Raw genomic sequence first — 22,389 nt, 5'->3', positions numbered from 1 at the left:
AAAAGGTTTTGTATGAGAATGTGTGTTTCTTAAATTTTCCCTATGAGGGAGTGGCTATGGAGAGAGTGGCCATATCAGTGCCCTTTTAAGGGGAATGTTAGGGAATTTTCTGACTCTGGACAAGAATAGACTTAAACCTTGGGCTGACAGTATGATAAAAGGGAAAACTATACGAGACCAGTTATTCCAAGAACGAGAACGGTAATGAACGATGCTTTTAGCCCATAACTGGGGACAATCCAGCCAGGAATATTCTGACCAGGAACATGCTGCGAAACTCCATGAGAATATTCCATGGCTTGACCTGCTCAACCCAACAGAAGAAGAAGAGAATATCGCTGAGAAAATTACTGGCTTTCGTATTCCTACGCGGGTGGATATGGAAGAGATAGAAAGTTCTTCTCGTCTCTATATGGAAGATGATCGTGTTTACATGACCACCCCCATGATCCGTTTTTTGGGTGAAAGCTTTGTGGTCTCTCCTGTAGGGTTTGTGTTGAATGGCTTGCAGCTTAACGATCCGCTTTTCAAATTTTACCTCTTTTGAGGAGGCTGCACGGGTTGTGGCATCTTCAAAAAAGCCGTTAACAGCAGAAGACTGTATGACAGTTCTTGTGGAATCAATTGTCGATAGGCTTGCGGATATTTTAGAAAATCTGGGACGCACAATAGATACCATTTCCCATGATATTTTTCAGGTGGGTCCCCATAGCCAGGGCAGGAAAGGCAATGAGCTTAAAAAAATGCTCAAAAGAATTGGCCGTTGTGGAGATGTGGCCTCTGCTATAAGAGATTCCCTTGCGGGATTGGATAGAATATGTAATTTCATTACAGAAAATGGCAAAAGGCCTTTAGCGCCCGTTTTGCAAGGGCAATGGGGTATTATTAATCGGGACATTACCTCGTTAACGGACTTTGTTTCACAAAAAAACGTTAAGGTGCAGTTTCTTCTGGATGCTATCCTGGGTTTTGTTAGTATTGAGCAAAATACAAGCGTGAATATTCTTACCGCTGTAAGTCTTAGTGGAATAATTCCAACTTTAATTGCGGGCATTTATGGCATGAATTTTAAGAACATGCCGGAATTACAATGGGCCTATGGGTATTATTATTGCCTTGGGTTAATTGTTGCCAGTATCCTTTTACCTTTATGGTGGTTTTGGTACAAAGGATGGTTTGGTAACAAGCTTTGAAAAAGCCTTTACTTAAGTTTGAAGAGTTTTTTAGCTACATTAGTAAGTTTAGCTGGGTTATAAGGCTGTTTTTTTACTTTAAGCCCAAATGTTGCAGGCCGCAGGGAGAGTTAAAATTTTTGAGCCCCTTTCGGCCTGAGATAAAGGGGTTATGTGATAATTTTAACGAAAGCGTTAATAAACACGATATTTTTATATTATACTATTGACCTCATAGAATGTTTGTGAGAAAAAAGTTTCACTAGCCTTTATTTTAAGCGCTGGTTTTCCTTACAATATCGAACAGCTTTCATACAGAACCATATTTGTATGTTGTAATTATTAATTGTGACACTGACGATCTGTTCTGATGCCAGGTATTAAGGCTGTTCTCATTCTCCCCAATTTTGCCACCTCAAGGCTCGTTTTCTATGCATCTTGCCGAATTAAAGGCCAAATCCCCCTCCGATCTGCTTGAATACGCAGAAGACCTTCAAATTGAAAATGCCTCAGCTCTGCGTAAGCAGGATATGATGTTTGCCATCCTTAAAAGGCTCGCAGAAAATAATCAGGCGATCTATGGTGAAGGCACATTAGAAATTCTTTCAGATGGTTTTGGTTTTCTTCGTTCTCCAGAGGCCAATTATCTACCAGGGCCTGATGATATTTATGTTTCTCCCCTTCAAGTTAGGCGATTCGGCCTTCGTACAGGCGACACTGTTGAGGGGCAGATCCGTGCTCCTAAGGATGGGGAACGCTATTTCTCGTTACTAAAAATTAATGCGATTAATTTTGAAGAACCAGAAGCGGTTCGCCATCGTATTAATTTTGATAATCTTACTCCTCTCTATCCCGATCAGCGTTTGCGGATGGAAATGGAGCAGACAGAAACAACCTCCAAAAACTCTGGTAAAGACCTAACCTCCCGGGTGATAGATTTGGTGACCCCTATCGGAAAAGGTCAGCGTGCCTTAATTGTGGCCCCTCCCCGTACGGGTAAAACCGTAATGTTGCAAAATATTGCCACAGCTATTGCTGCAAGCCATCCCGAGGTTTTTCTCATTGTTCTTTTGATTGATGAGCGCCCAGAAGAAGTCACCGATATGGCGCGCTCTGTTCGAGGAGAGGTTGTTTCTTCCACCTTTGATGAACCCGCTACCCGCCATGTGCAGGTTACGGAAATGGTTCTTGAAAAAGCGAAAAGGCTTGTTGAGCATAAACGCGATGTGGTGATTTTGCTGGATTCCGTTACCCGTCTTGCCAGGGCGTATAATACGGTTGTTCCTTCATCGGGAAAGGTGCTGACAGGGGGGGTAGATGCCAATGCTCTTCAGCGTCCCAAAAGGTTTTTTGGTGCGGCCCGAAATGTTGAGCAGGGCGGCTCTTTAACCATTATTGCAACTGCCTTAATTGATACGGGTAGCCGTATGGATGAAGTGATTTTTGAAGAATTTAAGGGAACAGGGAACGCAGAACTTATTCTTGACAGGAAATTGGCTGATAAAAGAACCTTTCCAGCTATTGATATTACCAAGAGTGGTACAAGGAAGGAAGAGCTGTTGGTCGATAAAGCAACCCTTTCCAAAATGTGGGTTTTGCGGAGGATTCTTGCTCCAATGGGAACAATGGATGCGATGGATTTTCTGCTAGATAAGCTTAAATACAGTAAAACCAACCAAGATTTCTTCGACGCTATGAATACTTAGATCATGAATATTTAGGCACGGGCAAAAATCCCTGTTGTCTTATGGCAGGTTTTCTCAAGAAAGATTAGCCAGGAGCTTAAAGGCCAAGAACAAATATGTTCTTGGCCTTTTGTAAAGCTAGAGATGTTCCAGATTAAGAAGAAACTGTTTTGTTGCAATGTCTCCCATGCCGGAATATCCTCCCAACCCTTGTTTACCAATAACCCGATGACAGGGAATAAGAATCGGTATAGGATTTTTGGCATTGGCTTGCCCTACGGATCGTGCAGAGCCACCAGCTTGCAGGGCGATATCGTAGTAAAAGCGGGTTTCCCCATAGGGAATTTGGGTTAAGGCCTGCCATATCTTTTTTTGGTAATCCGTGCCCCATGGTTGAAGGGGGAGAGAAAAACTAGGATTTTTTCCTTCAAAATAAGAACGGAGCTGCTCCTGAGCTTCCAGAAGAAGCGGGGTTTCTGCTTGATCCCGTCCCCAGCCCCAGTCTAGGGAGACAATAGAGCCGTTTTCTTCGGAAATCGTCAGATCTCCAATGGGAGAGTGGAGGGAAAGCTGGGGCATATTTTTTCTCTGGGTGAAGGGAAATGGGGGCATAATATCCTCAACCATTGAGGAAAACTTTTAAGATTTTAATGGTATTTTGCTAAGACTTCAACATACATTCATGCTTTCTACTATTTGGGTATTTTAAACAAGAGTTAGAGTCTGTGCAGAAACCAATCTCTTCATTTTCTACAACAATTTTTGCTTTGGCAACTGGGGCAGCTCGTGGGGCTATTGCGGTTATGCGGATTAGTGGCCCAGAGAGCCTAACTTTTTTGGAAAGGCTCTGTTATGGTGGTTGTCCTGCCCCGCGTCGAGCTTCTGTACGAAAAATTTTTAACCCCAAAATTCCCGATGATATGATTGATGAAGCCTTAATCCTGACGTTTAAGGGCCCTGCAAGCTATACTGGGGAGGACTGTGCGGAGCTTCATCTGCACGCCAGCCCAGCCGTCATTGAAGCTGTAGCAGAAGGTTTGGTCTTTTTGGGGGCCCTTCCTGCCGAGCCAGGAGAGTTCAGCCGTAGGGCTTTTATGAATGGCAGGCTAGATTTGGTTCAGGCCGAAGGAATTGCAGATCTTATAGCTGCAGAAACTCAAGGCCAACGCAGACAAGCCTTACAGCAGGCTCAAGGAAAGCTAAGCACAGTTTATCAAGATTGGGCACAGCGTTTAAAAAAAATTCTCTCTTGGCAGGAAGCGTTGATTGATTTCCCTGATGAAGAGTTGCCAGACGAAGTAGAACGGCAATTAAAGTCAGAAATTACTCAATTGGGGGTAGAGTTTTCTCACCATCTTGCAGAGGGGCGTAGGGGAGAGCTCGTTCGTGAAGGGCTTGTCTTTGCGATAGTTGGTGCGCCGAATGCAGGGAAATCCAGCTTGTTGAATTATTTGGCGGGTCGTCCGGCCGCTATTGTGTCTTCCCAGGCCGGGACAACCCGTGATGCGATAGAAATACGCATAGAAATTGCTGATGTACCGGTGACGTTGGTTGATACCGCTGGGTTGCGAGAAACAGGTGATGAGATTGAGGCTGAGGGAATCAAGCGTGCTCACGCCTATATGCAGCGTGCAGATTTAATTATTTATCTTATCGCACCACAAGATCCTCTTCCTTTAGAGGTTCCGGCTGAGGCTTTGTTGGTTTATAGCAAGGTTGATTTGGCCCCTCCGCCAATAGGGTGTTTGGGAATTAGCATAAGAGAAAAGATGGGCCTTGAAGAATTTTATCAAGAGCTTACTCAACGTACTAAAACCTTTTTAGGGCCAGCCACACAACCGCCACTGACGCGAGTGCGCCATAGGGCTGGCATTGAGCGGGCCTATCAGCATTTGGCACGGGCTGGGCAGGATGGCTGGCCAGAAACCAGAGGAGAGGAACTGCGGTTAGCCTTACAGGCTTTGGGGCAGATTACAGGAAAAGTTGGTGTTGAAGAAATATTAGATTCCATTTTTGGGGAGTTTTGTATAGGAAAATGATGATTGACCTGTCAGGAAATCTCTCTTTCTTAGGTGGAGTTTTATGTTTTGATCATTGTTTTTAATATTGTATGGCAGTATGGCGTATGGCAGAGCGAGGATAAGTAAGGTGACCAAGACAACCGGGTTGTATGATGTTCTTGTCATTGGGGGTGGCCATGCTGGCTGTGAGGCTGCGGCTGCGGCTGCGCGGCTGGGGGCAAAAACGCTTTTGATTACCCATAAAAAGGAAACCATTGGTGTTATGTCCTGTAATCCTGCCATTGGGGGAATTGGTAAGGGGCATTTGGTAAGAGAGATTGATGCTCTTGATGGGGTAATGGCGCGGGTTGCTGATAAGGCTGGCTTTCATTTCAAATTACTGAACCGTTCAAAAGGGCCGGCTGTTCATGGCCCTCGGGCACAGGCAGATCGGTATCTCTATAAAAAATTCATGCAAGAGGCGTTAGAGAACACGCAAGGGTTGGAGATTATCGAGGGTGCGGTTGAGGATATCATGTGTGATGATAAGGGAAGGGTAGCAGGAGTTTTCTGTGCGGATGGAAAAGCCTACCGTTCCGGTTCTGTCGTGATTACAGCCGGCACCTTTTTAAGGGGAACCATTCATTTTGGGCATAAGGTTATCTCCGCTGGGCGGATAGGGGCATCCCCAGCAAATGCACTGGGGCAACGGCTTGAAAATATGGGTTTGAGAATGGGGCGCCTTAAAACCGGTACGCCCGCTCGCCTTGAGCGTTCAACCATTGATTGGGAAGCCCTTAAGGAAGATAAAAGTGATGAGAACCCACAGCCCTTTAGTCGCTTGACACGGGAGTTTGCCAATTCTGTTTTATCTTGTCGCATTACTGCTACCACATCCAAAACCCATGATATTATTCGTAAGGCCTTGCATCTTTCTGCGGTCTATGGGGGAGAGATTTCTGGTCGTGGGCCGCGATATTGCCCTTCTATTGAAGATAAGGTTGTGCGTTTTTCCGAGCGAGAAAGCCATCAGATCTTTCTTGAGCCTGAAGCCCTCCCTGGGCATGAGGGGGATAATTTGGTGTATCCTAATGGGATATCCACCAGCCTTCCTCTGGAAGTGCAAGAGGAAATGATGAAAACCATTCCTGGGTTGTCACATGCTCGCATTGTTACGCCTGGATATGCTGTTGAATATGACTATATTGACCCCCGAGAGCTTTTGCCTACCCTTGAGCTTAAAAAGGTTCCAGGGCTTTTTTTGGCGGGACAAATTAATGGTACTACAGGCTATGAGGAAGCCGCAGCACAAGGGCTATTGGCTGGATTAAATGCGGCCTTGGTGGCTGGAGGGGGAAGAGGGATTATCTTAAGCCGTGGGCAGGCTTATTTGGGTGTCATGGTTGATGATCTTACCACGCAAGGGGTTACAGAACCTTACCGAATGTTTACCTCACGCTCAGAATATCGCCTGACTCTACGAGCTGATAACGCAGATCTTCGCCTGACAGCCATTGGGATAGAGTTGGGGTGTATTAGCTCCGAGCGTGCGGCTCTCTTTTCTGCTGAAAGCAAGCAGATTAAAGAAGCCTTAGCGCGTGCAAACACAGCAGAGTTCTTGCCGTCACAAATCGCTGCTTCAGGTCTTGATGTTTCATTTGATGGACGAAAACGGAGTTTGATAGATATGTTGGCTTCGGGCATTTCTATAGAGCGGCTTATAGGTTTAGCGCCCTGGATATTGGGTCTTTCTGACCGGGTTCGTGATCATCTCGTGACAGAAGCGCGCTATGGAGGTTATATTGCCCGTCAGAATAGGGAAATAGAACAGCTTGAAGTTGAATCAAAAATTCTTTTTCCACAAAATCTGGATTATGGTTTGATTGGTGGGCTGAGTAATGAGATGAAGGAGCGCCTTGAGGCTGTCCGCCCGCCAGATTTTAGCTCGGCGCAGAGAATACCCGGCATTACCCCTTCTGCTCTTATGGCTGTGTTAACTTATGTCAGACAGAAAAACAGGGATGTTTCACGTGAAACGCAAAGAGCACCATTATGAAAACGCTGCTGTTGCTGTTTCACGTGAAACAGAAGAAAAGCTGGAGGTTTTTGTAAAATTATTGGAGAAATGGAATCAAAAGATCAACCTTGTCTCTCGTCAAGATATAGAAAATATTAGAAAACGCCATATCATAGACTCACTCCAACTTGCCCCTTTTGTGAACGGGCACGACAAGGTGCTGGATATGGGGTCTGGTGGGGGGTTTCCGGCTATTATAGTCGCGATTGTTACGGCTGTTCCTGTTGTTATGGTAGAGTCTGATGCTCGAAAGGCGAGTTTTCTCCGTGAAGCCCTGCGGGTTTTGGCTTTAGAGGGGGAGGTCTTGTGTGCCAGGGTAGAAAAGGTGAATATCTCCCCTGTGAATGTTGTTACAGCGCGAGCCTTGGCTTCAATGGATGTTTTGCTGAAATGGGCTGTGCCGTTGTTGCGAAAAGAAGGAATGGGCCTATTCTTAAAAGGCAAGACGGTGACGGAGGAAATTGAGCAAGCGAGGCAGAATTGGGTTATGGATATAGAAGTGTATCCCAGCATAACCTCTTCCGAAGGTGTTATTATAAAGGTGACTAACGTTGAAGCTGTTTAGTAAAAAAGAAGAGCAGTCCTCAAAGCGCAACCCTGCGGATAGAATACGATATGCGCAGAAGAGAACCTATATTTTGGCATTTGCCAATCAAAAAGGGGGAGTAGGCAAAACGACAACCGCCATTAATTTGGCTGCTGGGCTGGCCCAGTTGGGCGCGCGCGTGCTGCTCATCGATCTTGATCCACAAGGAAATGCTTCAACTGGTTTGGGAATTGAATATGCCCAAAGGGTAGGAAGAGGGAGTTATTCCTTGCTCACGGGGTTGGGGGATCGGGATGAGACGATAACTCCTACGGATATTGAGGGGCTGGATATTATGACAGCCTCCCCCGATCTTGCTGGGGCTGAGCTTGAGTTGGTTGATGAAGAGAGACGTGAATACAAGTTGCGAGACGCCTTGGAGTTGGAAAAAGGGCATTATGACTTTATTTTAATTGATTGCCCCCCGAGCCTGGGATTGTTAACCCTCAATGCACTCGTGGCAGCAGATGGTGTGGTGGTTCCCTTGCAGTGTGAATTCTTTGCCCTTGAAGGGATTAGTCATCTTGCCAAAACAGTGGGAAGAATTAAAGAAGCTTTTAACCCCAAATTAAAGATAGAAGGGATCGTTTTAACAATGTTTGATAGGCGTAATAACTTATCATCATTGGTGGAAGCCGATGCGCGGGCTTTTTTTGGAAAGCAGGTGATGAAAACAACCATAGTTCGTAATGTGCGTATTTCAGAAGCCCAAAGCCATGGTAAGCCTGTTATGGTGTACGATAGTCGTTCTTTGGGGGCAATAGCCTATCAGGATCTGGCTGCTGAGCTTTTGGAGCGTATAACGGTTCCTTTAGTATAAGAGAAAGAATAGTATAAGAGAAAGAAGTCAATGGTTGGAAAGTTTTTATAGGCCATATGGGTGAAGGGGGTTTTCATGGAAGCTAAAAAAAGAAATACACGCTCTCAGCTAGGAAGGGGCCTTGCTGCACTGTTGGGTGAGCCCCCTGTGATGGAAAGGGAAAAAGGCCCAAAAGCTGAGTCTTCCATAGCCATACCCGTAGAAAAACTGGAACCAGGCCCCTTTCAACCGCGCCAGATTATGCATCCTCAAGCTTTGGAAGAGCTTGCAGCCTCTATTCGAGCACGGGGCGTTTTGCAACCTTTACTTGTGCGCCCTCATCCAAAGGAAGAAGAGGTTTATCAGATTATTGCGGGGGAAAGGCGTTGGCGTGCAGCCCAAATGGCTGGGTTACATGAAGTTCCCGTTCATGTCCGGCATTTAAGCAATAGCGATGCTATGGTTGCAGCCTTGGTAGAAAATCTTCAACGTGCTGATTTAAACAGCATGGAAGAGGCAGAAGGCCTCCACCGGTTGATACAGGATTTTGACTTAACCCAGGAAGAAGTTGCTCAGGCGGTTGGAAAGTCTCGCTCTCATATTGCCAATACTTTAAGATTGCTGAATTTGCCTTCCGCAGTGATCGAATGGGTTCGACGGGGAGATTTAAGTGCAGGCCATGCCCGTGCCTTACTTGGGGTAGCAGACCCTGTCCAAGAGGCGAGAATGGTGATAGATAAAGGGCTTAGCGTGCGCCAGGTCGAGCAATGGGTGGCAAGCCAGAACCGTAAGAAACCTAGTTCCCAGCAAAAAAAGGAGCATAAGGAGAATACCAAAGATGTGGATATCCTGGCTTTGGAAAAAGATTTATACCGTAAATTAGGCTTGGATGTAAAAATTGCCTTTGATGGGAAAGGTGGTCACATTAAGATAAATTATAAAACATTGGATCAGCTGGATTCTGTTTTGGCCCTTCTTAATGCAGGCCTGGAGGCGTAGCCGAGCGCTTTTGTTTTATTTTTTATAAATCCCCTTGTCTAAACCCTAAGGGAGTGTTACACACTTTTCAATTCATGAAGAAATGAGCGGGCGCATAGCTCAGTTGGTAGAGCAGCTGACTCTTAATCAGCGGGCCCAAGGTTCGAGTCCTTGTGCGCCCACCAAAACTCAATTTTGGTGGTAGAATATTGCTCAAATTGCAGAGAATTCCTGAGTTTTTTATGATCATAAGTTTCTTCTGATCATAAAATCCCCAAAATATTAAATGCCAGGCAGCTCATTGACGGTAACAATTCTCCATGCAGGAGGGTAATGCTCTATAATGGTGAGAGACAAGTTCTGTATGGAAAAATGAAGGGCTGTTTCTACGTGAATTTTCAAAGCGTGGGCTAAGGCAGCCCGTATAGTTCCCCCGTGGCTAACAGCAATAATTTCCCGCCCTGTATATTGTGTGGCCAATATGTTAAGGGATGTTGCCACTCGGGCAGCAACATCCATCATGCTTTCTCCACCGGGAGGGCGCTCTGTGGCGGAAAGAGACCAGAATAGATGAGAAGGCAGGGAAAGTTTTCCGGGCAGCTCCTCATGACGGGTGCCATGCCACTCCCCCATAGATTGCTCGATTAATCCAGGCTCGGTAATAAGGGCATGGGAACCATACCCAGCCTGCTGGATTGCTTTTGCCGTATGGTGAGTACGTGAAAGCGGGGAAACTAACCATACGGCCTTTTGGGGAAGCCGTGCAGCCAAGGCTTCATACATAGGTTTTTGGGCTATAAGGCTATCAGGGCAGAGCGGTACATCCTGGGCGCCATAAACCTTCATACGGGCATTTTCTTCTACCAGAGCATGGCGGATAAACCAGAAACGAGTAATACCAGGTTGGAGTTTGGGGGTATCTAGGAAAGTACCAAAATTTTCTGTATTCATGTTTTCGTAATAAAGTTAAAAAGCATTTTTAGAGTGTTGAGTGTAGAGCAGTATCATAAAGAGGTGTGGTTTATAACATAGACTTGAATAAGAAGTCAGATTTTTTTAACGTAAGGCAGACAGCAAGAGCGGGTTGGTTGGAGTAAATCGTATTTTTTGTGAAACTGGTTGTTGGATTTTTTTGTTCTGTAAGAATAAAGAGATAATTTTAACTGAGAAATGGTTGTTTGTTTGGAAAAAGGCTTCATAAAATTGTAAACATATTTTTTTCATGATTGTATATCATTTGTAAAGTGTAACCATTGGGAGAAAATCACAGGGCTATTCACTTTATGGGGGAGTTTTATGTAATGTTGGAAGGACAAGGGTAACTCTATAATGAAAATTCTGTTAACTGGTGGATGTGGGTTTATTGGTTCGGCTGTTGTTAGGCATATTATTCGTTCAACAAACCATTCTGTACTGAATGTTGATAAAATGACTTATGCCGCTTCGGAAGAAGCCTTGGAGGATGTGGGCTCAGATAGTCGTTATGCTTTTTTAAAAGCCGATATCGCCGATGGAACAGCCATGAATAAGGCGTTTGAATCTTTCCAACCTGATGCGGTTATGCATCTGGCTGCAGAAAGCCATGTTGATCGTTCTATTGATGGGCCAGGGCAGTTTATACAAACCAATATTGTTGGGACATTTACCCTTTTGGAGGCCGCTCGGAAGTATTGGCTCTCATTAGGCAAGGAGGCGCAAAAGCGTTTCCGGTTCCATCATATTTCCACGGATGAAGTGTTTGGTGCCCTGGATGTCAACGACCCGCCTTTTACAGAAACAACCCCTTATGATCCCCGAAGCCCATATTCTGCTAGTAAAGCAGGCTCAGACCATTTGGTTTCAGCGTGGTTTCATACTTACGGGTTTCCGGCTTTTATTACTAACACAACCAATAATTATGGGATTTGGCACTTTCCAGAAAAGCTTATTCCGCTCGTTACCATTAATGCGATTGAAGGAAAACCGCTCCCTGTGTATGGCAATGGCACCAATATGCGGGACTGGCTTTTTGTTCTGGATCATGCAGAGGCCTTGGTGAAAGCAGTTGAGATCGGGGAACCTGGCGAGACCTATGCTATTGGAGCCCGCCAACCCAGAACAAACCTGGAGGTGGTCAAGACCATTTGCTCAATTCTAGATGAATTGGCCCCTTCTGCTAAAGGCAAGCATGACTCACTTATTGAGTTTGTAACCGATAGACCTGGTCATGATTTTCGCTATGAGATAGATCCCCAAAGGGCCGAAAAAGCTCTGGACTGGAAAGCTAAGCATAATTTTGAAGCGGGAATTAGAAAAACAGTTCAATGGTATTTAGACCATAAAGACTGGTGGCAGAAAATCAGAGAAAAAAATTACAAAGGCCAAAGATTAGGCACAACCAAATAACAAATAAGAAAAGGTAGTTTAATGATGACAGCAGAGTCCAATGGTCAAGAAATGAAAAAAGGCATTATTTTAGCTGGTGGGTCTGGAACCCGATTACATCCTGTTACGACAGCTGTCAGTAAACAGCTTTTGCCAGTTTTTGATAAACCGATGATTTATTATCCTCTTTCAACGCTGATGTTGGCGGGGGTACAGGATATTATGATTATCTCTACCCCTGTTGACCAAGAGCAGTTTAAACGGCTTTTGGGGGATGGCTCTCAATTTGGGGTAAAGTTTTCTTATGCGGTGCAGGAAAAACCCGAAGGAATTCCCCAAGCCTTCCTGATAGCTGAAAAGTGGCTCGACGGGAAAGCTTGCGCCCTGGCATTAGGAGATAACCTGATTTTTGCCGCCTCTTTAAGTAAGTTGCTGGAAAGGGCAGAGAATAAGGAAAAAGGGGCCACTGTTTTTGCTTATCGTGTCAGAGATCCAGAGCGCTACGGGGTGGTCAAGTTCGACGAAAACGGTAAAGCTCTGCAGGTGATCGAAAAACCTATGACGCCTTTTTCACATTGGGCTATCACAGGGCTTTATTTTTACGATAACCGGGTGGGAGAGTTTGCCCGGAAATTGCAACCTTCTGAACGCGGCGAGCTGGAAATAACAGACCTAAACCGAATGTATCTGGAAGAAGGGACCTTGCAGGTTGAAAAACTGGGGCGGGGATGTGCCTGGTTTGATGCTGGTTTGCCAGAAAGCCTTCTTCAGGCCAGTACTTTTGTACAAACCATACAGTCCAGACAAGGGCTGTTGGTGGGCAGCCCAGAAGAAGCAGCATATCGGCGGGGATTTATTGATGCCACCCAGCTGCGTAAATTAGCCGATAAATTGAAGAAAACAGATTTGGGGCGGCTTTTATACGAACTGATTGAGGGGAATTCAGAAATCTAAAGATCCCTTTTTTGAGCATTTTTAAATTAATTATGGATTGAATCATGGAAGTAAAACGATTAGCGATACCCGATGTGATTTTGGTAACTCCCCCAAAATTTGCCGACAATAGAGGGTTTTTCTCTGAGACTTATAATGCCAGAAAAATGGCAGAGGCCGGTATTCCCGATGTATTCGTGCAAGATAACCAAAGCCTTTCACGGCAAAAAGGGGTTATTCGTGGCCTACATTGCCAACTTCAGCCTCATGGCCAGGGCAAATTGGTGAGATGTACAAAAGGTGCGATTTGGGATGTTGCTGTAGATGCAAGAACAGGTTCTCCTACTTATGGGAATTGGGTTGCAGAAGAACTTTCTGAAGATAATTGGTCCCAATTATGGATTCCTGTTGGGTTTCTTCATGGTTTTTGCACCCTCACAGAAAATGCAGAAGTGCAATATAAATGCACCGATTTTTGGGATAAGGAAACAGAACGTTCTGTTCTATGGAATAGTCCAGGGTTGCGGATTGATTGGCCGGTAAAAGAAAATGAAGCCGTGCTTTCAGAAAAAGATCTTCAAGCCCCTAAGTTTTTAGAAGTCAAAGATTGGTTTCAATATTAATGGATATGTTTCGTTTACATGGTAAAACCATTTTGGTAACGGGGGGGAATGGCCAGCTGGCTACCTCGTTAGAAAAGTTGGGGCAAGCAAATGTCAAGCGTGTGGGCCGTCCAGAGCTAGACCTTGAAAAACCTCAAACCCTTAAAGCCGCCATAGAGAAATACAAGCCTGATTATGTGGTTAATGCCGCAGCTTGGACTGCGGTCGATGCCGCAGAAACCAATGAAGAGCAGGCCAAGGATGCAAATTGTACCGGCCCTCGCTATTTGGCCGAGCTGTGTGCTGAGCGGCAAATCCCCTTTATTCATGTTTCCACGGACTATGTTTTTGATGGGGAAAAAGGTGGACCCTACAAGGAAACAGATGAGCCCCACCCTAAAACAGTGTATGGCAGCACCAAACTTGCTGGTGAAAAAGCAGTGCTTTCAGCTTGGGAGCGTTCCATTATATTGCGAACAGCTTGGGTTTATTCTGCTCATGGCAAAAATTTTGTAAAAACAATGTTGGTTGTTGGATCAAAAAACCCACAACTTAAAGTTGTGGGTGATCAATATGGTAACCCGACCAGTTCAGATGATTTGGCCAAGGCGATTTTGGAGATTATTTTCAAAATAGAAGAAACAGGCTGGCAAAAACAGTATGGGGGCGTTTTTCATGCGGTTGGTACAGGGGATGCCACATGGCATGAACTGGCTGTAGCAGCCTTACAGCAAGCCCGTCATCATGGGCAGGAAATGCCAGAGGTTTTGGCTATTACTACCGAGGAATGGCCTACTCCTGCGCATAGGCCTTCTGATTCCCGCCTGAATACGGATAAATTACAAGAGGTTTTTGGTGTTCGGCTTCCAGCTTGGCAGGAGAGTATACGTAAAATTGTTGATGAGTATTTTAAAACGGTTTGATCGTAGGTCTTGCTGTGTCTGAGGGGGAAAGTGCATTTGTGGGAAATAAAGCTCAACGCAGGGTAACTATTTTGCTGTCGGTCTTTAATGGTCAGGCTTTTTTGCCGCAAATGCTGTTCTCTCTTGCAGAGCAAAAAGGGGTAGAATGGCAATTACTTTGGCATGATGATGGCTCATCAGATCAGTCCGTTCAGCTTCTTAAAGATTTTGCAAGCCGTTACCCAGGCAGGGTAAGTTCGGGTCAGTCTTCAGGGCAAAAACTGGGAATTGCGAGGGCTTATATGGCCTTACTTCGTGAGGCCTCTGTCTATAGCCCATTTATGGCCTTTGCCGATCAAGATGATGTATGGCTCCCTTTTAAGCTTTATAAGGCAGTCCAAGCTTTAACGAGTATAACCCATGAGAAATGTGCCCTATATTGTAGCCGTCAAATTCTGGTGGATACGTCTTTAAATTATTTGGGGCTTTCTCCTGAAATAAAAAAATACGCTCCTTTTCCTTTTGCCTTAACCCATAATATGGCTACAGGCTGTACGGTTGTGTTCAATCAATCAACAGCAAAACTGCTGGCCTTTCTGCCAAACCCGCCTGAGGAAACCTTCCATGATTGGTGGGTTTTTCTGTGTGTTAATGCGGTAGGAGGAATAGTTTTTGCCGATGAAGGGGCTGATATTCTTTACCGTCAACATGCCAGGAATGTCGTAGGAACGACGCCGTCCTTTTTAAAACGGGCTAGTCGAGCCTTTAAGAGGGGACCTCAAAAATTTATAAAAACCCTAAAAGCAAATGTAGAAGCCTTGTTACAGGCAGAAGATCTTCTTCCAGCCCCTACGCTTTCTTGTCTTTATGATCTTCAGGCTGTTTTGGCAAGTGGCCGCCTTGTAAGGTATATCGGGTTTTTACGGGCACATTTTTCCACTTTTCGCCGACAGAATATTGTAGAAACCCTTGTGCTTTATCTATGGTTTATTGCCAATGCCTTCTCACGTCAAAAATTGTAAAGGGCTCGTTGGGTTATCACGAGGCCAACAATTTTAGAGGCCAACAATTTTAATTGAGGAATAAAATTAAGTGCTCTGCCATCCACAGGCCTTGAGTTGTTTTTCCATATGGGGTGGTGGTGGGGCTATTGCTCGGAGAGGGGGGGTAAGGAACAAATCTAGAGAAACAGCATGAAGATGCATTTTTACAGATCCCTTTAAAGATTTCTCGACCAAGGGGGAGGAAGATGGTTTTCCATAAAGCGGGTCTCCTAGTACGGGGCATCCCAGATGCTGGCAATGAACGCGAATTTGATGAGTTCTTCCAGAGTAAAGAGTCAGTTCAAGCCAGCTGTGGTGAGTATTTTGGCCGAGTAACCGCCATTCTGTTTTGGCAGGTTTACCATGGTGATGATCAATAACAACCTTCCAGCCCAATGGTGAAGACTGCTTGCGTAATGGGGTAGATATTATTCCCGTGGCCGTGGGCGGGTGGCCCACTACAATAGCCCAGTATTTTTTTAAAGCGGTATGGTCAGAAAAGCAGGCTTGAGCTTTTATTAAAGGGTCTTTGCGTAAGGCAATAAGAAGACAGCCGGAAGTCTCCTGATCTAGTCTATGGACTAACCATGGCCCATCCTTGCGCCGAGAGAGAGCAGGCAGATAGTGTTCAACCGAGGGGCGGTGTTGCTCACGAGAAGAGCAGGGGATGCCCGCAGGCTTGTTGATTATAACAAAATGAGAGCTTTGGTATAAAATAGGAAAAGGGAAAAGATCTTCCCTCATTATCGAGCACCAAAAAAAAGTGCTGAATCAATAGTCGGTAAAGGTGGAGTGACTTTCTTTGCGTGGAGTAAAGTTTTTCCTGAGAAATAACAGTTATCAAATTTAGTCATAATGTTGATCAATAAGGATTTCACGTTTTCCAACATGATTAGCAGGGCCTACAATACGGTCTTTTTCCATTTGCTCAATAAGTTTTGCGGCTCGGTTATACCCAATGGAAAGATGGCGTTGAATGAAAGAGGTTGAGGCTTTACGTTCCCGCGCCACGAGGGCAATGGCCTGATCATAGAGGTTATTGTCACCTTCAAAATTGTTATTGCCTTTTGAGGAGGCTTTGCCTTCTTCTTCCTCAGATTCCGTAACTTCATCGAGGTAAATCGGCTCTCCTTGGCTGCGTAGGTAAGTGACAACTTTTTCTACCTCATCATCGGAAACAAAAGGTCCATGGACGCGCATAATACGCCCCCCGCCTTGCATGTAAAGCATATCACCTTGTCCTAGCAGCTGTTCAGCACCTTGATCGCCAAGAATGGTGCGGCTATCAAATTTACTGATGACCTGAAAGGAAATACGGGTTGGGAAGTTCGCTTTGATGGTACCGGTAATAACATCAACTGAGGGGCGCTGGGTGGCCATAATCACATGGATACCCGCTGCACGGGCCATTTGGGCGAGCCTTTGTACGGCCGCTTCAATTTCTTTGCCGGCTACCATCATCAGGTCTGCCATTTCATCAATGACCACAACAATAAAGGGCAAGCTCTCAAGGGCAAGCTGCTGTTCTTCAAAAAGGGGTTTCCCTGTTTCCGGGTCAAACCCTGTTTGTACTTTTCGGCTAACAACTTCGCCTCTATTACGGGCCTTAGTCACACGTTCGTTATAACCATGTACGTTTCTAACCCCTAATTGGGACATGGCTCGGTAACGCCTTTCCATTTCTCTTACAACCCACTTCAGTGCGGTTACGGCTTTGCTTGGTTCTGTTACCACGGGTGTTAACAAATGGGGAATACCGTTATAGACGGAAAGTTCCAACATTTTAGGGTCAATGAGGATGAGGCGGCACTCATCAGGGGAAAGCCTGTATAGGAGGGAAAGAATCATGGCATTCACACCAACGGATTTTCCTGAGCCTGTTGTACCGGCAATAAGAAGGTGAGGCATCTTGGCCAGATTTGCATAGACAGGCTCACCAAAAATATTTTTGCCCAGTGCAATAGAAAGAAGGGTTGGGTTATTCTCCCATCGCTCAGAAAGGAGAAGTTCAGAGAGGTAAACTGTTTCCCGCAGGGCGTTTGGTACCTCAATTCCAATTACATTCCGCCCGGGAACTGTGGCAATTCTGACAGAAATAACAGAGAGCGAGCGGGCAATATCACTTGAAAGACCGATAACCCGGGCAGATCGAATGCCCGGTGCAGGCTCAAGCTCGTAAAGGGTTACGACTGGGCCTGCATGGATTTCCCCTATTGTGCCTTGTACACCGTAATCAGCAAGCACAGTCTCCAGAAGTCGGGCATTGGCTTGCAAGGTTTCCTCAGAGGGGCCAGCTTGCGCACTGGCCGAAATTTGATGGAGTAAGGTAATCGGGGGTGAGGTCCATATTGTTGCTGAATCGCTGTTGGCAAAAAGCTTACCCCCAGGAGAAGAGGAGGATGAATTTTGTGCGCGAGAGGAACGCGAAAAAAACTTTCCAAGTTTGGAAAGGCTTCCCTCTTTTTCAGCTGCGTTTTCCGGTAAAGAGAAAGCCGAGGCCGCTCTTTGTATCGTTTCAGAGGAATGATTTGTAGTAAAAGAAGAGGCATGGCTTACTGGTATCTCTTCTTCTGCAGGGTGGGAAACGGGTAAGGGAGGAGGTGGGCGCCTTCTTACAGATGGTGGAGAAGGCTCTTTGGAATGTGCTGATTGAAGAGAGGGCGGATCCCAGGTTTGATTATGGGTTTCTTCATGCGTTTCGTAAAGGGCAGGAAGATTGGTAGAGGAAGGAGAATCAGAATAAGGGGGGGAATGTTCAGGAACGGCAAAATGGTCTGTTGTTTCCGTGTCTTGAAATGGGTAGGCGGCCTGCTCGGGGTTTTGACGATAGCGGAAATGTGATGGACGTACAGCGCTTCGATAAGTCTTTTTTTTGTTACGTCGATAATAGCCAAATCCTGTAAAAGTCGTGTAGAAAATATTTTGCCATTCCCTTAAGGAAAGGCCAAAAGCCATAGGAATAAATAGACAGGATAGAAGACTGCCAATTCCCAAAACCAGGATCCCTTCTGCGTTAGGAAGAATGGCATGGGCCAGGGTGAGAAAACGCTGGGCCGTAATTGAGCCGATAAAGCCACCCACCCCGGCGCTGCTTGGCCAATCCTTTGGAAAAATCGGAAAGAGCTGGGCTAAGGTACTGATAAGGGTTGTGAGGAGAACAATGCTACTGATACCCCCTAATAGGCGCATAAAAAGTGAGCCTATTCCTTTGTAGCGCATCAGGCGCCACCCCCATATCATAAGGCACAACAATAAAAAAGCGCACCCCAGCCCAATCCACTGGATAAGGAGGTCGGCAATGTCGGCTCCAACCACCCCTGCTATGTTGGTTACAGGTGTATTGGTCGAGGTGTTAAGGGAGGCATCTTTGGGGTTATAACTCCATAGGGCAACGCCTAAGCCCAAAGAGATCATCCATAGGATAATGCCTGTTAGCTCCTGTATCCGGTTTTTGATAAATTGTTTAATCGTGGGGGAGACAAGGTTGTCTGGAATAAATCGGCTAAAAAAGGCCAAGACTGTTTTCCTGAGTTGGTATTAAATTGGTTTTATAAATGGGGTTATTGGCTATTTTCTGTATATTTGCTGCCAGAAACAAGGAAAATATGCAAGATTTTCGTTATTTATAAGGCAAAAAATATCCCCTTCAGGAAGTGTGCTCTGCAAAGAGTCCTGCCATTTGTTAGAATTGAGAAGGAAGAGGTTTTTCCTCTCCAAGTCAAAACTTCCACGTGCTTTCAAACCGCCAAATTCTCAGACAGGCCGCCCCGTGAAAACGCTCAGCCAATAATGATTCCTTGGGGAAGGGAAGGATTTCCTGGCGTGAAGTTTCTGTCACTATAAGGCTGTTGGGCAAAATCCAGCCTTGGGTTGTAAGGGCTTGCAGACTTTGTGCGATTAATTCCCTATTATAAGGGGGATCAAAAAAAGCCAATGAGCACGCTTGTTTGGCCATAGGAGGCGTTAAGGCAGAAGTTGGAATGATAGTGCTCTGGGCTTCTTTTCGGCAATGGCGGATATTGCTTCGTAATATGGGAAGCGCTGTGGCATCATTTTCAAAAAAATAACAATAAGCTGCCCCTCGTGAGAGGGCTTCAAGCCCCAACGCACCGGTTCCTGCAAAAATATCCAGCACAAAAGCCTGAGAAAGTACCATATTTCCACCCCAAGGGGCATGAAGAAGCATGTCAAATAATGCTTGTCTTACCCTTATGGCTGTTGGGCGGGTAGAGGGGCCAGGAGGGGTGGCGAGCTTTTTCCCTTTTAGGCTACCGGCAATAATGTGCATTAGCGGGACTGGGATTGGGGCTGAAAGAAAGTAGGGATTTGTTCACGAAGGACTTTCGTTGGAATCTCCTGAAGGCTACCTTTCGTAAGCTGGCCAAGTTGGAAAGGGCCATAAGATATACGGATAAGCCGGTTTACGGTTAAATCGTAATGCTCAAGGACTTTTCTGATTTCGCGATTTTTACCTTCATGGAGAGAGACGGTAAGCCACGCATTATCACCTTTTTGGGAATCCAGTGTCGCTTCAATAGGACCATATTGGACTCCGTTAACTTCTATGCCGTTTTTCAGGCGAGCAAGCTTTTCCTGGACTACCCGCCCATAGACCCTAACCCGGTAGCGGCGGTTCCATTGGGTAGAGGGAAGCTCCAGAAAACGCGATAAAGCCCCATTGTTAGTAAGGAGTAATAAGCCTTCGCTGGTGATATCCAGCCTTCCCACACTGACCACACGCGGGAGAGCCTCTGGCAGGCTCTCAAATACGGTTGATCTTCCTTGGGGGTCTTTGTGTGTTGTGACCAGTCCAGTGGGTTTATGGTAGCGCCACAATCGTATTCGAGTCGGAGGAGAAATAGTGGTTCCATCAACTTCTACATGATCTCCATCTTGCACAAAAGTTGCCGGGTGCTCAACAAGAATGCCGTTCAACCGTATGCGCTTTTCTGCAATCATATTTTCGCAGTCTCTGCGGCTGGCTACCCCAGCATGGGCAAGCCACTTTGCAATACGGTCAGGTTTTTCTGACATTATGGTTTTGACTCCCTAATGGACACAAAGTGTTTGGTAGAGGGAAAAGAGAGAAAAAATCAAGTTTTTTATGATTTTCTGTTCTTGGCTTGTTAATAAATAGCCACATCTTCGGTATAAGTAGCCATAAAATTAGTACTCAGTTATGATTCTGGGGTGTACAGGCTTTAATAAAGGCTGTAAAAATTTTTCTGTCCATTGGTGTAATGCTAAATTCTGGATGCCATTGAACGCCCAGGAAAAAAGGATGGGAAGGAAGTTCGATGGCTTCTACAACGCCATCTTCTGCCCAGGCTGTGAGTGTGCCTTTTCCCGCAGAAAGGATGGATTGGTGATGAGAAGAATTAACGGCCATGGCGGTGGTTTTGGTGATAGAGGACAGCAAACTATCAGGCAGGATGTTAATGCTATGACTGGCTTGGGTACGTGGTGTGGGTTGCTCATGAGGTAAGGCATTGGGATAGTGGCTTGGAATATGTTGAACAAGGCTACCGCCGAGGGCTACGGCCATCAGCTGTGCTCCACCACAAATTCCTAAGAGGGGAAGAGAATGGTAAAGGGCATATTGGGTGGCGTAGAGCTCGCACTGGGTTCGATTGGGTTTTAAAATCAAGGGGTGATATTGCGGGGATTGATGATAAAGGGCTGGGTCAATATCAAAGGCGCCGCCTGCAATAATAAGCCCATCCAAACGGGGTAAGAGGTGTTTAAGGGTAATAAGGGATAAGGGCAATCCTACCGGCATGCCACCTGAGGAAATTATGCAGTCCATATAGTTATTGCGTAAAGCATACCAGGGAAAAGATGAGTAAGAAGGAGGCACTGGGCCTGGGGCTTCCTGATCTAGCAATATGCCGATAAGAGGGTAAAAAGCTGCCATAATGGGTAAAGCATTTACAGTTATGGCAGCTTTTTACAAGGGAAAATAGTGGAAAATAATCGGGAATGTTTTAACTTTCTGAAATTTATCCGGCAACAAGACTAGCAATACGGTTAGATGATTGCACCATAAGCTTTCCAGAAGATTGTGGATCAAAAGCAGAAAGTCCCATAACAATAGCAGCGGCTGTTAAAATAAGCATGAGTGTGTGCATGAGACTGTCTCCTTTCATTGAATGGCTTGCCCCAAAAAGCAACCTGCGTTTTCTTTCGTGTGAGGAAAGTATTTAATTTAACAAAGAATATAAGAAAAAGTTTCATTACAATTTATTACACAGATGGAAAATAAAATGAATAAAATAAAATGGTCTTTTGAAAAAACTTTATGTTTTGAAAAACGGTGAAAAATAAAAAAGATGAGAAACAAAAATATGACTGCCTGGCTGTGGAAAATCCGCTTTTAATGACAGGAGAAGTGGGTATAAAAAGGCCTCATCGTGAAGGTTAAGGGCCATAAATATGTGCGGTGTTGGCGTGTGTTGGAAGAGGTTAGCCAGGATGTCCAACATCTGGAGTTGGGCTTGTGCTGTGCCTGTGTGGTGGACATATTAGGATTCAGCCGTTGTCGGTTGCAGGCTTTCAAACCCGTATATTATTGAAAAGTCGTGGTGATCTGCATAAAAAGGTTTGTTTGTGAAAAAAGCCAGCCAGTTCTTGTTTCCTTTTATGGATCAGGCTCTTGAAGAAGCTAGAGCAGCAGCCTTACGGGGGGAAATTCCTGTGGGGGCTATTGTGGTGTCAGCCGAAGGGGAGTGCCTTGCTGCAGCCGGGAATGAGGTTGAAGCCCAAAAAGATGCCTCCGCTCATGCCGAAATTCTCGCTCTGCGAAGAGCGGCACACAGGCTTGGTTGTGCCCGGCTGACGGGATGCACTTTATATGTAACTTTGGAGCCTTGTGCCATGTGTGCGGCAGCGATAGGCTTGTTTAGGGTAAAAAAGCTGGTTTTTGGAGCCTATGATCCAAAAGGCGGTGGGATAGACCATGGTGCGCAAGTGTTTCAGCGTTCTTCTCATTTTTTTCAGCCGGAGATTATCGGCGGTGTTAAAGAACAAGCTTGTCGCCAAGTGTTGGTAGAATTTTTTCATCACCTCAGACTGTCGTGAGAGTGTGAGGTGGGTATGGGCAGGCTCTTCATCATTGGTGCAAGATTGATGATTGCTGCAAGATTTATGCCAGCACCTCATGTTTCTAGCGTAAAAAATGTGTCTTCTCGATAGGCTTCAAAAGTCGCTACAGGAATCATAAAACTGCCCTAAGCAGGAAAAGGCCTACCT

22 protein-coding genes and 1 tRNA gene are annotated in these 22,389 nt (G+C 45.5%); 15 read left to right on the top strand and 8 right to left on the bottom strand.

The genetic code is table 11. The annotated features are described in order from the left end of the window. Nucleotides 1–211 precede the first annotated feature (211 nt). The 3 genes from JGUZn3_RS12250 to rho all read left to right on the top strand — a co-directional run bounded on the left by JGUZn3_RS12250 (nucleotide 212) and on the right by rho (nucleotide 2,878). Nucleotides 212–547: a magnesium transporter CorA family protein gene (locus JGUZn3_RS12250; protein WP_238996870.1), complete on the top strand. Its 336-nt coding sequence runs from the start codon at nucleotides 212–214 to the stop codon at nucleotides 545–547. Continuing rightward, nucleotides 501–1,193, top strand: a complete 693-nt coding sequence (locus JGUZn3_RS02450) for a CorA family divalent cation transporter (RefSeq protein ID WP_238996869.1) — start codon at nucleotides 501–503, stop codon at nucleotides 1,191–1,193. Before JGUZn3_RS12250 ends, JGUZn3_RS02450 begins: the two co-directional genes overlap by 47 nt. 410 nt (nucleotides 1,194–1,603) lie before the next feature. Then, a complete protein-coding gene (gene rho / locus JGUZn3_RS02445; RefSeq protein WP_203414168.1) occupies nucleotides 1,604–2,878 on the top strand; it encodes a transcription termination factor Rho in 1,275 nt (424 codons plus the stop codon). Between the two features lie 117 nt (nucleotides 2,879–2,995). On the opposite strand, the gene JGUZn3_RS02440 is transcribed toward rho, so the two are convergent. Continuing rightward, nucleotides 2,996–3,436: a methylated-DNA--[protein]-cysteine S-methyltransferase gene (locus tag JGUZn3_RS02440; protein WP_203414167.1), complete on the bottom strand. Its 441-nt coding sequence runs from the start codon at nucleotides 3,434–3,436 to the stop codon at nucleotides 2,996–2,998. Nucleotides 3,437–3,594: 158 nt separating this feature from the next. Between JGUZn3_RS02440 and mnmE the strand changes: the two genes are divergently transcribed. From mnmE to JGUZn3_RS02410, 6 genes are all read left to right on the top strand, one after another. Further along, nucleotides 3,595–4,896 carry a tRNA uridine-5-carboxymethylaminomethyl(34) synthesis GTPase MnmE gene (gene mnmE / locus JGUZn3_RS02435; RefSeq protein WP_203414756.1) on the top strand — a complete coding sequence of 434 codons (1,302 nt, stop codon included), beginning with the start codon at nucleotides 3,595–3,597 and terminating at the stop codon, nucleotides 4,894–4,896. A 109-nt stretch (nucleotides 4,897–5,005) separates the two neighbouring features. Then, entirely contained in the window at nucleotides 5,006–6,913 is a 1,908-nt protein-coding gene (gene mnmG, locus JGUZn3_RS02430; RefSeq protein WP_238996868.1) for a tRNA uridine-5-carboxymethylaminomethyl(34) synthesis enzyme MnmG, read from the top strand. Then, the gene (rsmG, locus tag JGUZn3_RS02425; protein WP_238996867.1) at nucleotides 6,888–7,499 is read left to right on the top strand and encodes a 16S rRNA (guanine(527)-N(7))-methyltransferase RsmG; all 612 of its coding nucleotides are present in this window, start codon (nucleotides 6,888–6,890) and stop codon (nucleotides 7,497–7,499) included. Before mnmG ends, rsmG begins: the two co-directional genes overlap by 26 nt. A gap of 43 nt (nucleotides 7,500–7,542) precedes the next feature. Beyond that, nucleotides 7,543–8,340, top strand: a complete 798-nt coding sequence (locus JGUZn3_RS02420) for a ParA family protein (RefSeq protein WP_275402864.1) — start codon at nucleotides 7,543–7,545, stop codon at nucleotides 8,338–8,340. 75 nt (nucleotides 8,341–8,415) lie between these two features. After that, nucleotides 8,416–9,318, top strand: coding sequence for a ParB/RepB/Spo0J family partition protein (locus JGUZn3_RS02415; protein ID WP_203414165.1), 903 nt, complete (start codon nucleotides 8,416–8,418; stop codon nucleotides 9,316–9,318). An 88-nt stretch (nucleotides 9,319–9,406) separates the two neighbouring features. After that, a tRNA-Lys gene (locus JGUZn3_RS02410) sits at nucleotides 9,407–9,482 on the top strand. Nucleotides 9,483–9,579: 97 nt separating this feature from the next. Here JGUZn3_RS02410 and JGUZn3_RS02405 read toward each other — a convergent pair. Continuing rightward, the gene (locus tag JGUZn3_RS02405; protein WP_203414164.1) at nucleotides 9,580–10,248 is read right to left on the bottom strand and encodes a histidine phosphatase family protein; all 669 of its coding nucleotides are present in this window, start codon (nucleotides 10,246–10,248) and stop codon (nucleotides 9,580–9,582) included. 378 nt (nucleotides 10,249–10,626) lie between these two features. Between JGUZn3_RS02405 and rfbB the strand changes: the two genes are divergently transcribed. Genes rfbB through JGUZn3_RS02380 form a run of 5 tightly spaced genes read left to right on the top strand, consistent with a single transcriptional unit; the run spans nucleotide 10,627 to nucleotide 15,120 of the window. After that, the gene (rfbB, locus tag JGUZn3_RS02400; RefSeq protein WP_203414163.1) at nucleotides 10,627–11,682 is read left to right on the top strand and encodes a dTDP-glucose 4,6-dehydratase; all 1,056 of its coding nucleotides are present in this window, start codon (nucleotides 10,627–10,629) and stop codon (nucleotides 11,680–11,682) included. 24 nt (nucleotides 11,683–11,706) lie between these two features. Further along, the gene (gene rfbA / locus JGUZn3_RS02395; protein ID WP_238996927.1) at nucleotides 11,707–12,615 is read left to right on the top strand and encodes a glucose-1-phosphate thymidylyltransferase RfbA; all 909 of its coding nucleotides are present in this window, start codon (nucleotides 11,707–11,709) and stop codon (nucleotides 12,613–12,615) included. 44 nt (nucleotides 12,616–12,659) lie between these two features. Then, on the top strand, nucleotides 12,660–13,217 hold the full coding sequence (gene rfbC, locus JGUZn3_RS02390) for a dTDP-4-dehydrorhamnose 3,5-epimerase (protein ID WP_203414162.1): 558 nt from the start codon (nucleotides 12,660–12,662) through the stop codon (nucleotides 13,215–13,217). After that, nucleotides 13,217–14,119: a dTDP-4-dehydrorhamnose reductase gene (gene rfbD, locus JGUZn3_RS02385; RefSeq protein WP_203414161.1), complete on the top strand. Its 903-nt coding sequence runs from the start codon at nucleotides 13,217–13,219 to the stop codon at nucleotides 14,117–14,119. Before rfbC ends, rfbD begins: the two co-directional genes overlap by 1 nt. Before the next feature lie 38 nt (nucleotides 14,120–14,157). Next, entirely contained in the window at nucleotides 14,158–15,120 is a 963-nt protein-coding gene (locus JGUZn3_RS02380) for a glycosyltransferase (RefSeq protein ID WP_203414160.1), read from the top strand. A 66-nt stretch (nucleotides 15,121–15,186) separates the two neighbouring features. Here the strand turns inward: JGUZn3_RS02380 and JGUZn3_RS02375 are convergent, their stop codons facing one another. From JGUZn3_RS02375 to JGUZn3_RS12560, 6 genes are all read right to left on the bottom strand, one after another. Then, a complete protein-coding gene (locus JGUZn3_RS02375) occupies nucleotides 15,187–15,885 on the bottom strand; it encodes an RluA family pseudouridine synthase (RefSeq protein ID WP_203414159.1) in 699 nt (232 codons plus the stop codon). Between the two features lie 102 nt (nucleotides 15,886–15,987). Continuing rightward, the gene (locus JGUZn3_RS02370; RefSeq protein WP_203414158.1) at nucleotides 15,988–18,657 is read right to left on the bottom strand and encodes a DNA translocase FtsK; all 2,670 of its coding nucleotides are present in this window, start codon (nucleotides 18,655–18,657) and stop codon (nucleotides 15,988–15,990) included. A gap of 202 nt (nucleotides 18,658–18,859) precedes the next feature. Beyond that, nucleotides 18,860–19,429: a 16S rRNA (guanine(966)-N(2))-methyltransferase RsmD gene (gene rsmD / locus JGUZn3_RS02365; RefSeq protein WP_203414157.1), complete on the bottom strand. Its 570-nt coding sequence runs from the start codon at nucleotides 19,427–19,429 to the stop codon at nucleotides 18,860–18,862. Next, complete coding sequence (locus JGUZn3_RS02360; protein ID WP_203414156.1) at nucleotides 19,429–20,175, bottom strand: pseudouridine synthase; 747 nt, start codon at nucleotides 20,173–20,175, stop codon at nucleotides 19,429–19,431. Before JGUZn3_RS02360 ends, rsmD begins: the two co-directional genes overlap by 1 nt. 139 nt (nucleotides 20,176–20,314) lie before the next feature. Beyond that, nucleotides 20,315–21,055 (bottom strand): gamma-glutamyl-gamma-aminobutyrate hydrolase family protein, encoded by a 741-nt coding sequence (locus tag JGUZn3_RS02355; RefSeq protein ID WP_203414155.1) that lies wholly within the window; start codon nucleotides 21,053–21,055, stop codon nucleotides 20,315–20,317. Between the two features lie 85 nt (nucleotides 21,056–21,140). Further along, entirely contained in the window at nucleotides 21,141–21,269 is a 129-nt protein-coding gene (locus JGUZn3_RS12560; protein ID WP_275402850.1) for a hypothetical protein, read from the bottom strand. Nucleotides 21,270–21,780: 511 nt separating this feature from the next. Between JGUZn3_RS12560 and JGUZn3_RS02350 the strand changes: the two genes are divergently transcribed. Continuing rightward, nucleotides 21,781–22,218, top strand: coding sequence for a nucleoside deaminase (locus JGUZn3_RS02350; protein WP_203414752.1), 438 nt, complete (start codon nucleotides 21,781–21,783; stop codon nucleotides 22,216–22,218). The last annotated feature ends 171 nt before the right edge of the window (nucleotides 22,219–22,389 follow it).

The organism is Entomobacter blattae, from assembly GCF_014672835.1.
Taxonomy (GTDB): Bacteria; Pseudomonadota; Alphaproteobacteria; order Acetobacterales; family Acetobacteraceae; genus Entomobacter; species Entomobacter blattae.
The sequence above is the reverse complement of the archived record's forward strand: the minus strand, read 5'-3'. Positions and strand labels throughout refer to the sequence as shown.

What these genes read in the sequence shown, in the direction of transcription:
- rfbA (WP_238996927.1), top strand. Translation starts at nt 11,707, where the DNA reads ATGACAGCAGAGTCCAATGGTCAAGAAATGAAAAAAGGCATTATTTTA.
- JGUZn3_RS12250 (WP_238996870.1), top strand. Translation starts at nt 212, where the DNA reads ATGCTTTTAGCCCATAACTGGGGACAATCCAGCCAGGAATATTCTGAC.
- JGUZn3_RS02440 (WP_203414167.1), bottom strand. Translation starts at nt 3,436, where the DNA reads ATGCCCCAGCTTTCCCTCCACTCTCCCATTGGAGATCTGACGATTTCC.
- JGUZn3_RS02450 (WP_238996869.1), top strand. Translation starts at nt 501, where the DNA reads ATGGCTTGCAGCTTAACGATCCGCTTTTCAAATTTTACCTCTTTTGAG.
- JGUZn3_RS02405 (WP_203414164.1), bottom strand. Translation starts at nt 10,248, where the DNA reads ATGAATACAGAAAATTTTGGTACTTTCCTAGATACCCCCAAACTCCAA.
- rho (WP_203414168.1), top strand. Translation starts at nt 1,604, where the DNA reads ATGCATCTTGCCGAATTAAAGGCCAAATCCCCCTCCGATCTGCTTGAA.
- JGUZn3_RS02355 (WP_203414155.1), bottom strand. Translation starts at nt 21,055, where the DNA reads ATGGCAGCTTTTTACCCTCTTATCGGCATATTGCTAGATCAGGAAGCC.
- rfbC (WP_203414162.1), top strand. Translation starts at nt 12,660, where the DNA reads ATGGAAGTAAAACGATTAGCGATACCCGATGTGATTTTGGTAACTCCC.
- JGUZn3_RS12560 (WP_275402850.1), bottom strand. Translation starts at nt 21,269, where the DNA reads ATGCACACACTCATGCTTATTTTAACAGCCGCTGCTATTGTTATGGGA.
- JGUZn3_RS02360 (WP_203414156.1), bottom strand. Translation starts at nt 20,175, where the DNA reads ATGTCAGAAAAACCTGACCGTATTGCAAAGTGGCTTGCCCATGCTGGG.
- rfbB (WP_203414163.1), top strand. Translation starts at nt 10,627, where the DNA reads ATGAAAATTCTGTTAACTGGTGGATGTGGGTTTATTGGTTCGGCTGTT.
- rsmD (WP_203414157.1), bottom strand. Translation starts at nt 19,429, where the DNA reads ATGCACATTATTGCCGGTAGCCTAAAAGGGAAAAAGCTCGCCACCCCT.
- JGUZn3_RS02350 (WP_203414752.1), top strand. Translation starts at nt 21,781, where the DNA reads ATGGATCAGGCTCTTGAAGAAGCTAGAGCAGCAGCCTTACGGGGGGAA.
- JGUZn3_RS02375 (WP_203414159.1), bottom strand. Translation starts at nt 15,885, where the DNA reads ATGAGGGAAGATCTTTTCCCTTTTCCTATTTTATACCAAAGCTCTCAT.
- JGUZn3_RS02415 (WP_203414165.1), top strand. Translation starts at nt 8,416, where the DNA reads ATGGAAGCTAAAAAAAGAAATACACGCTCTCAGCTAGGAAGGGGCCTT.
- rfbD (WP_203414161.1), top strand. Translation starts at nt 13,217, where the DNA reads ATGGATATGTTTCGTTTACATGGTAAAACCATTTTGGTAACGGGGGGG.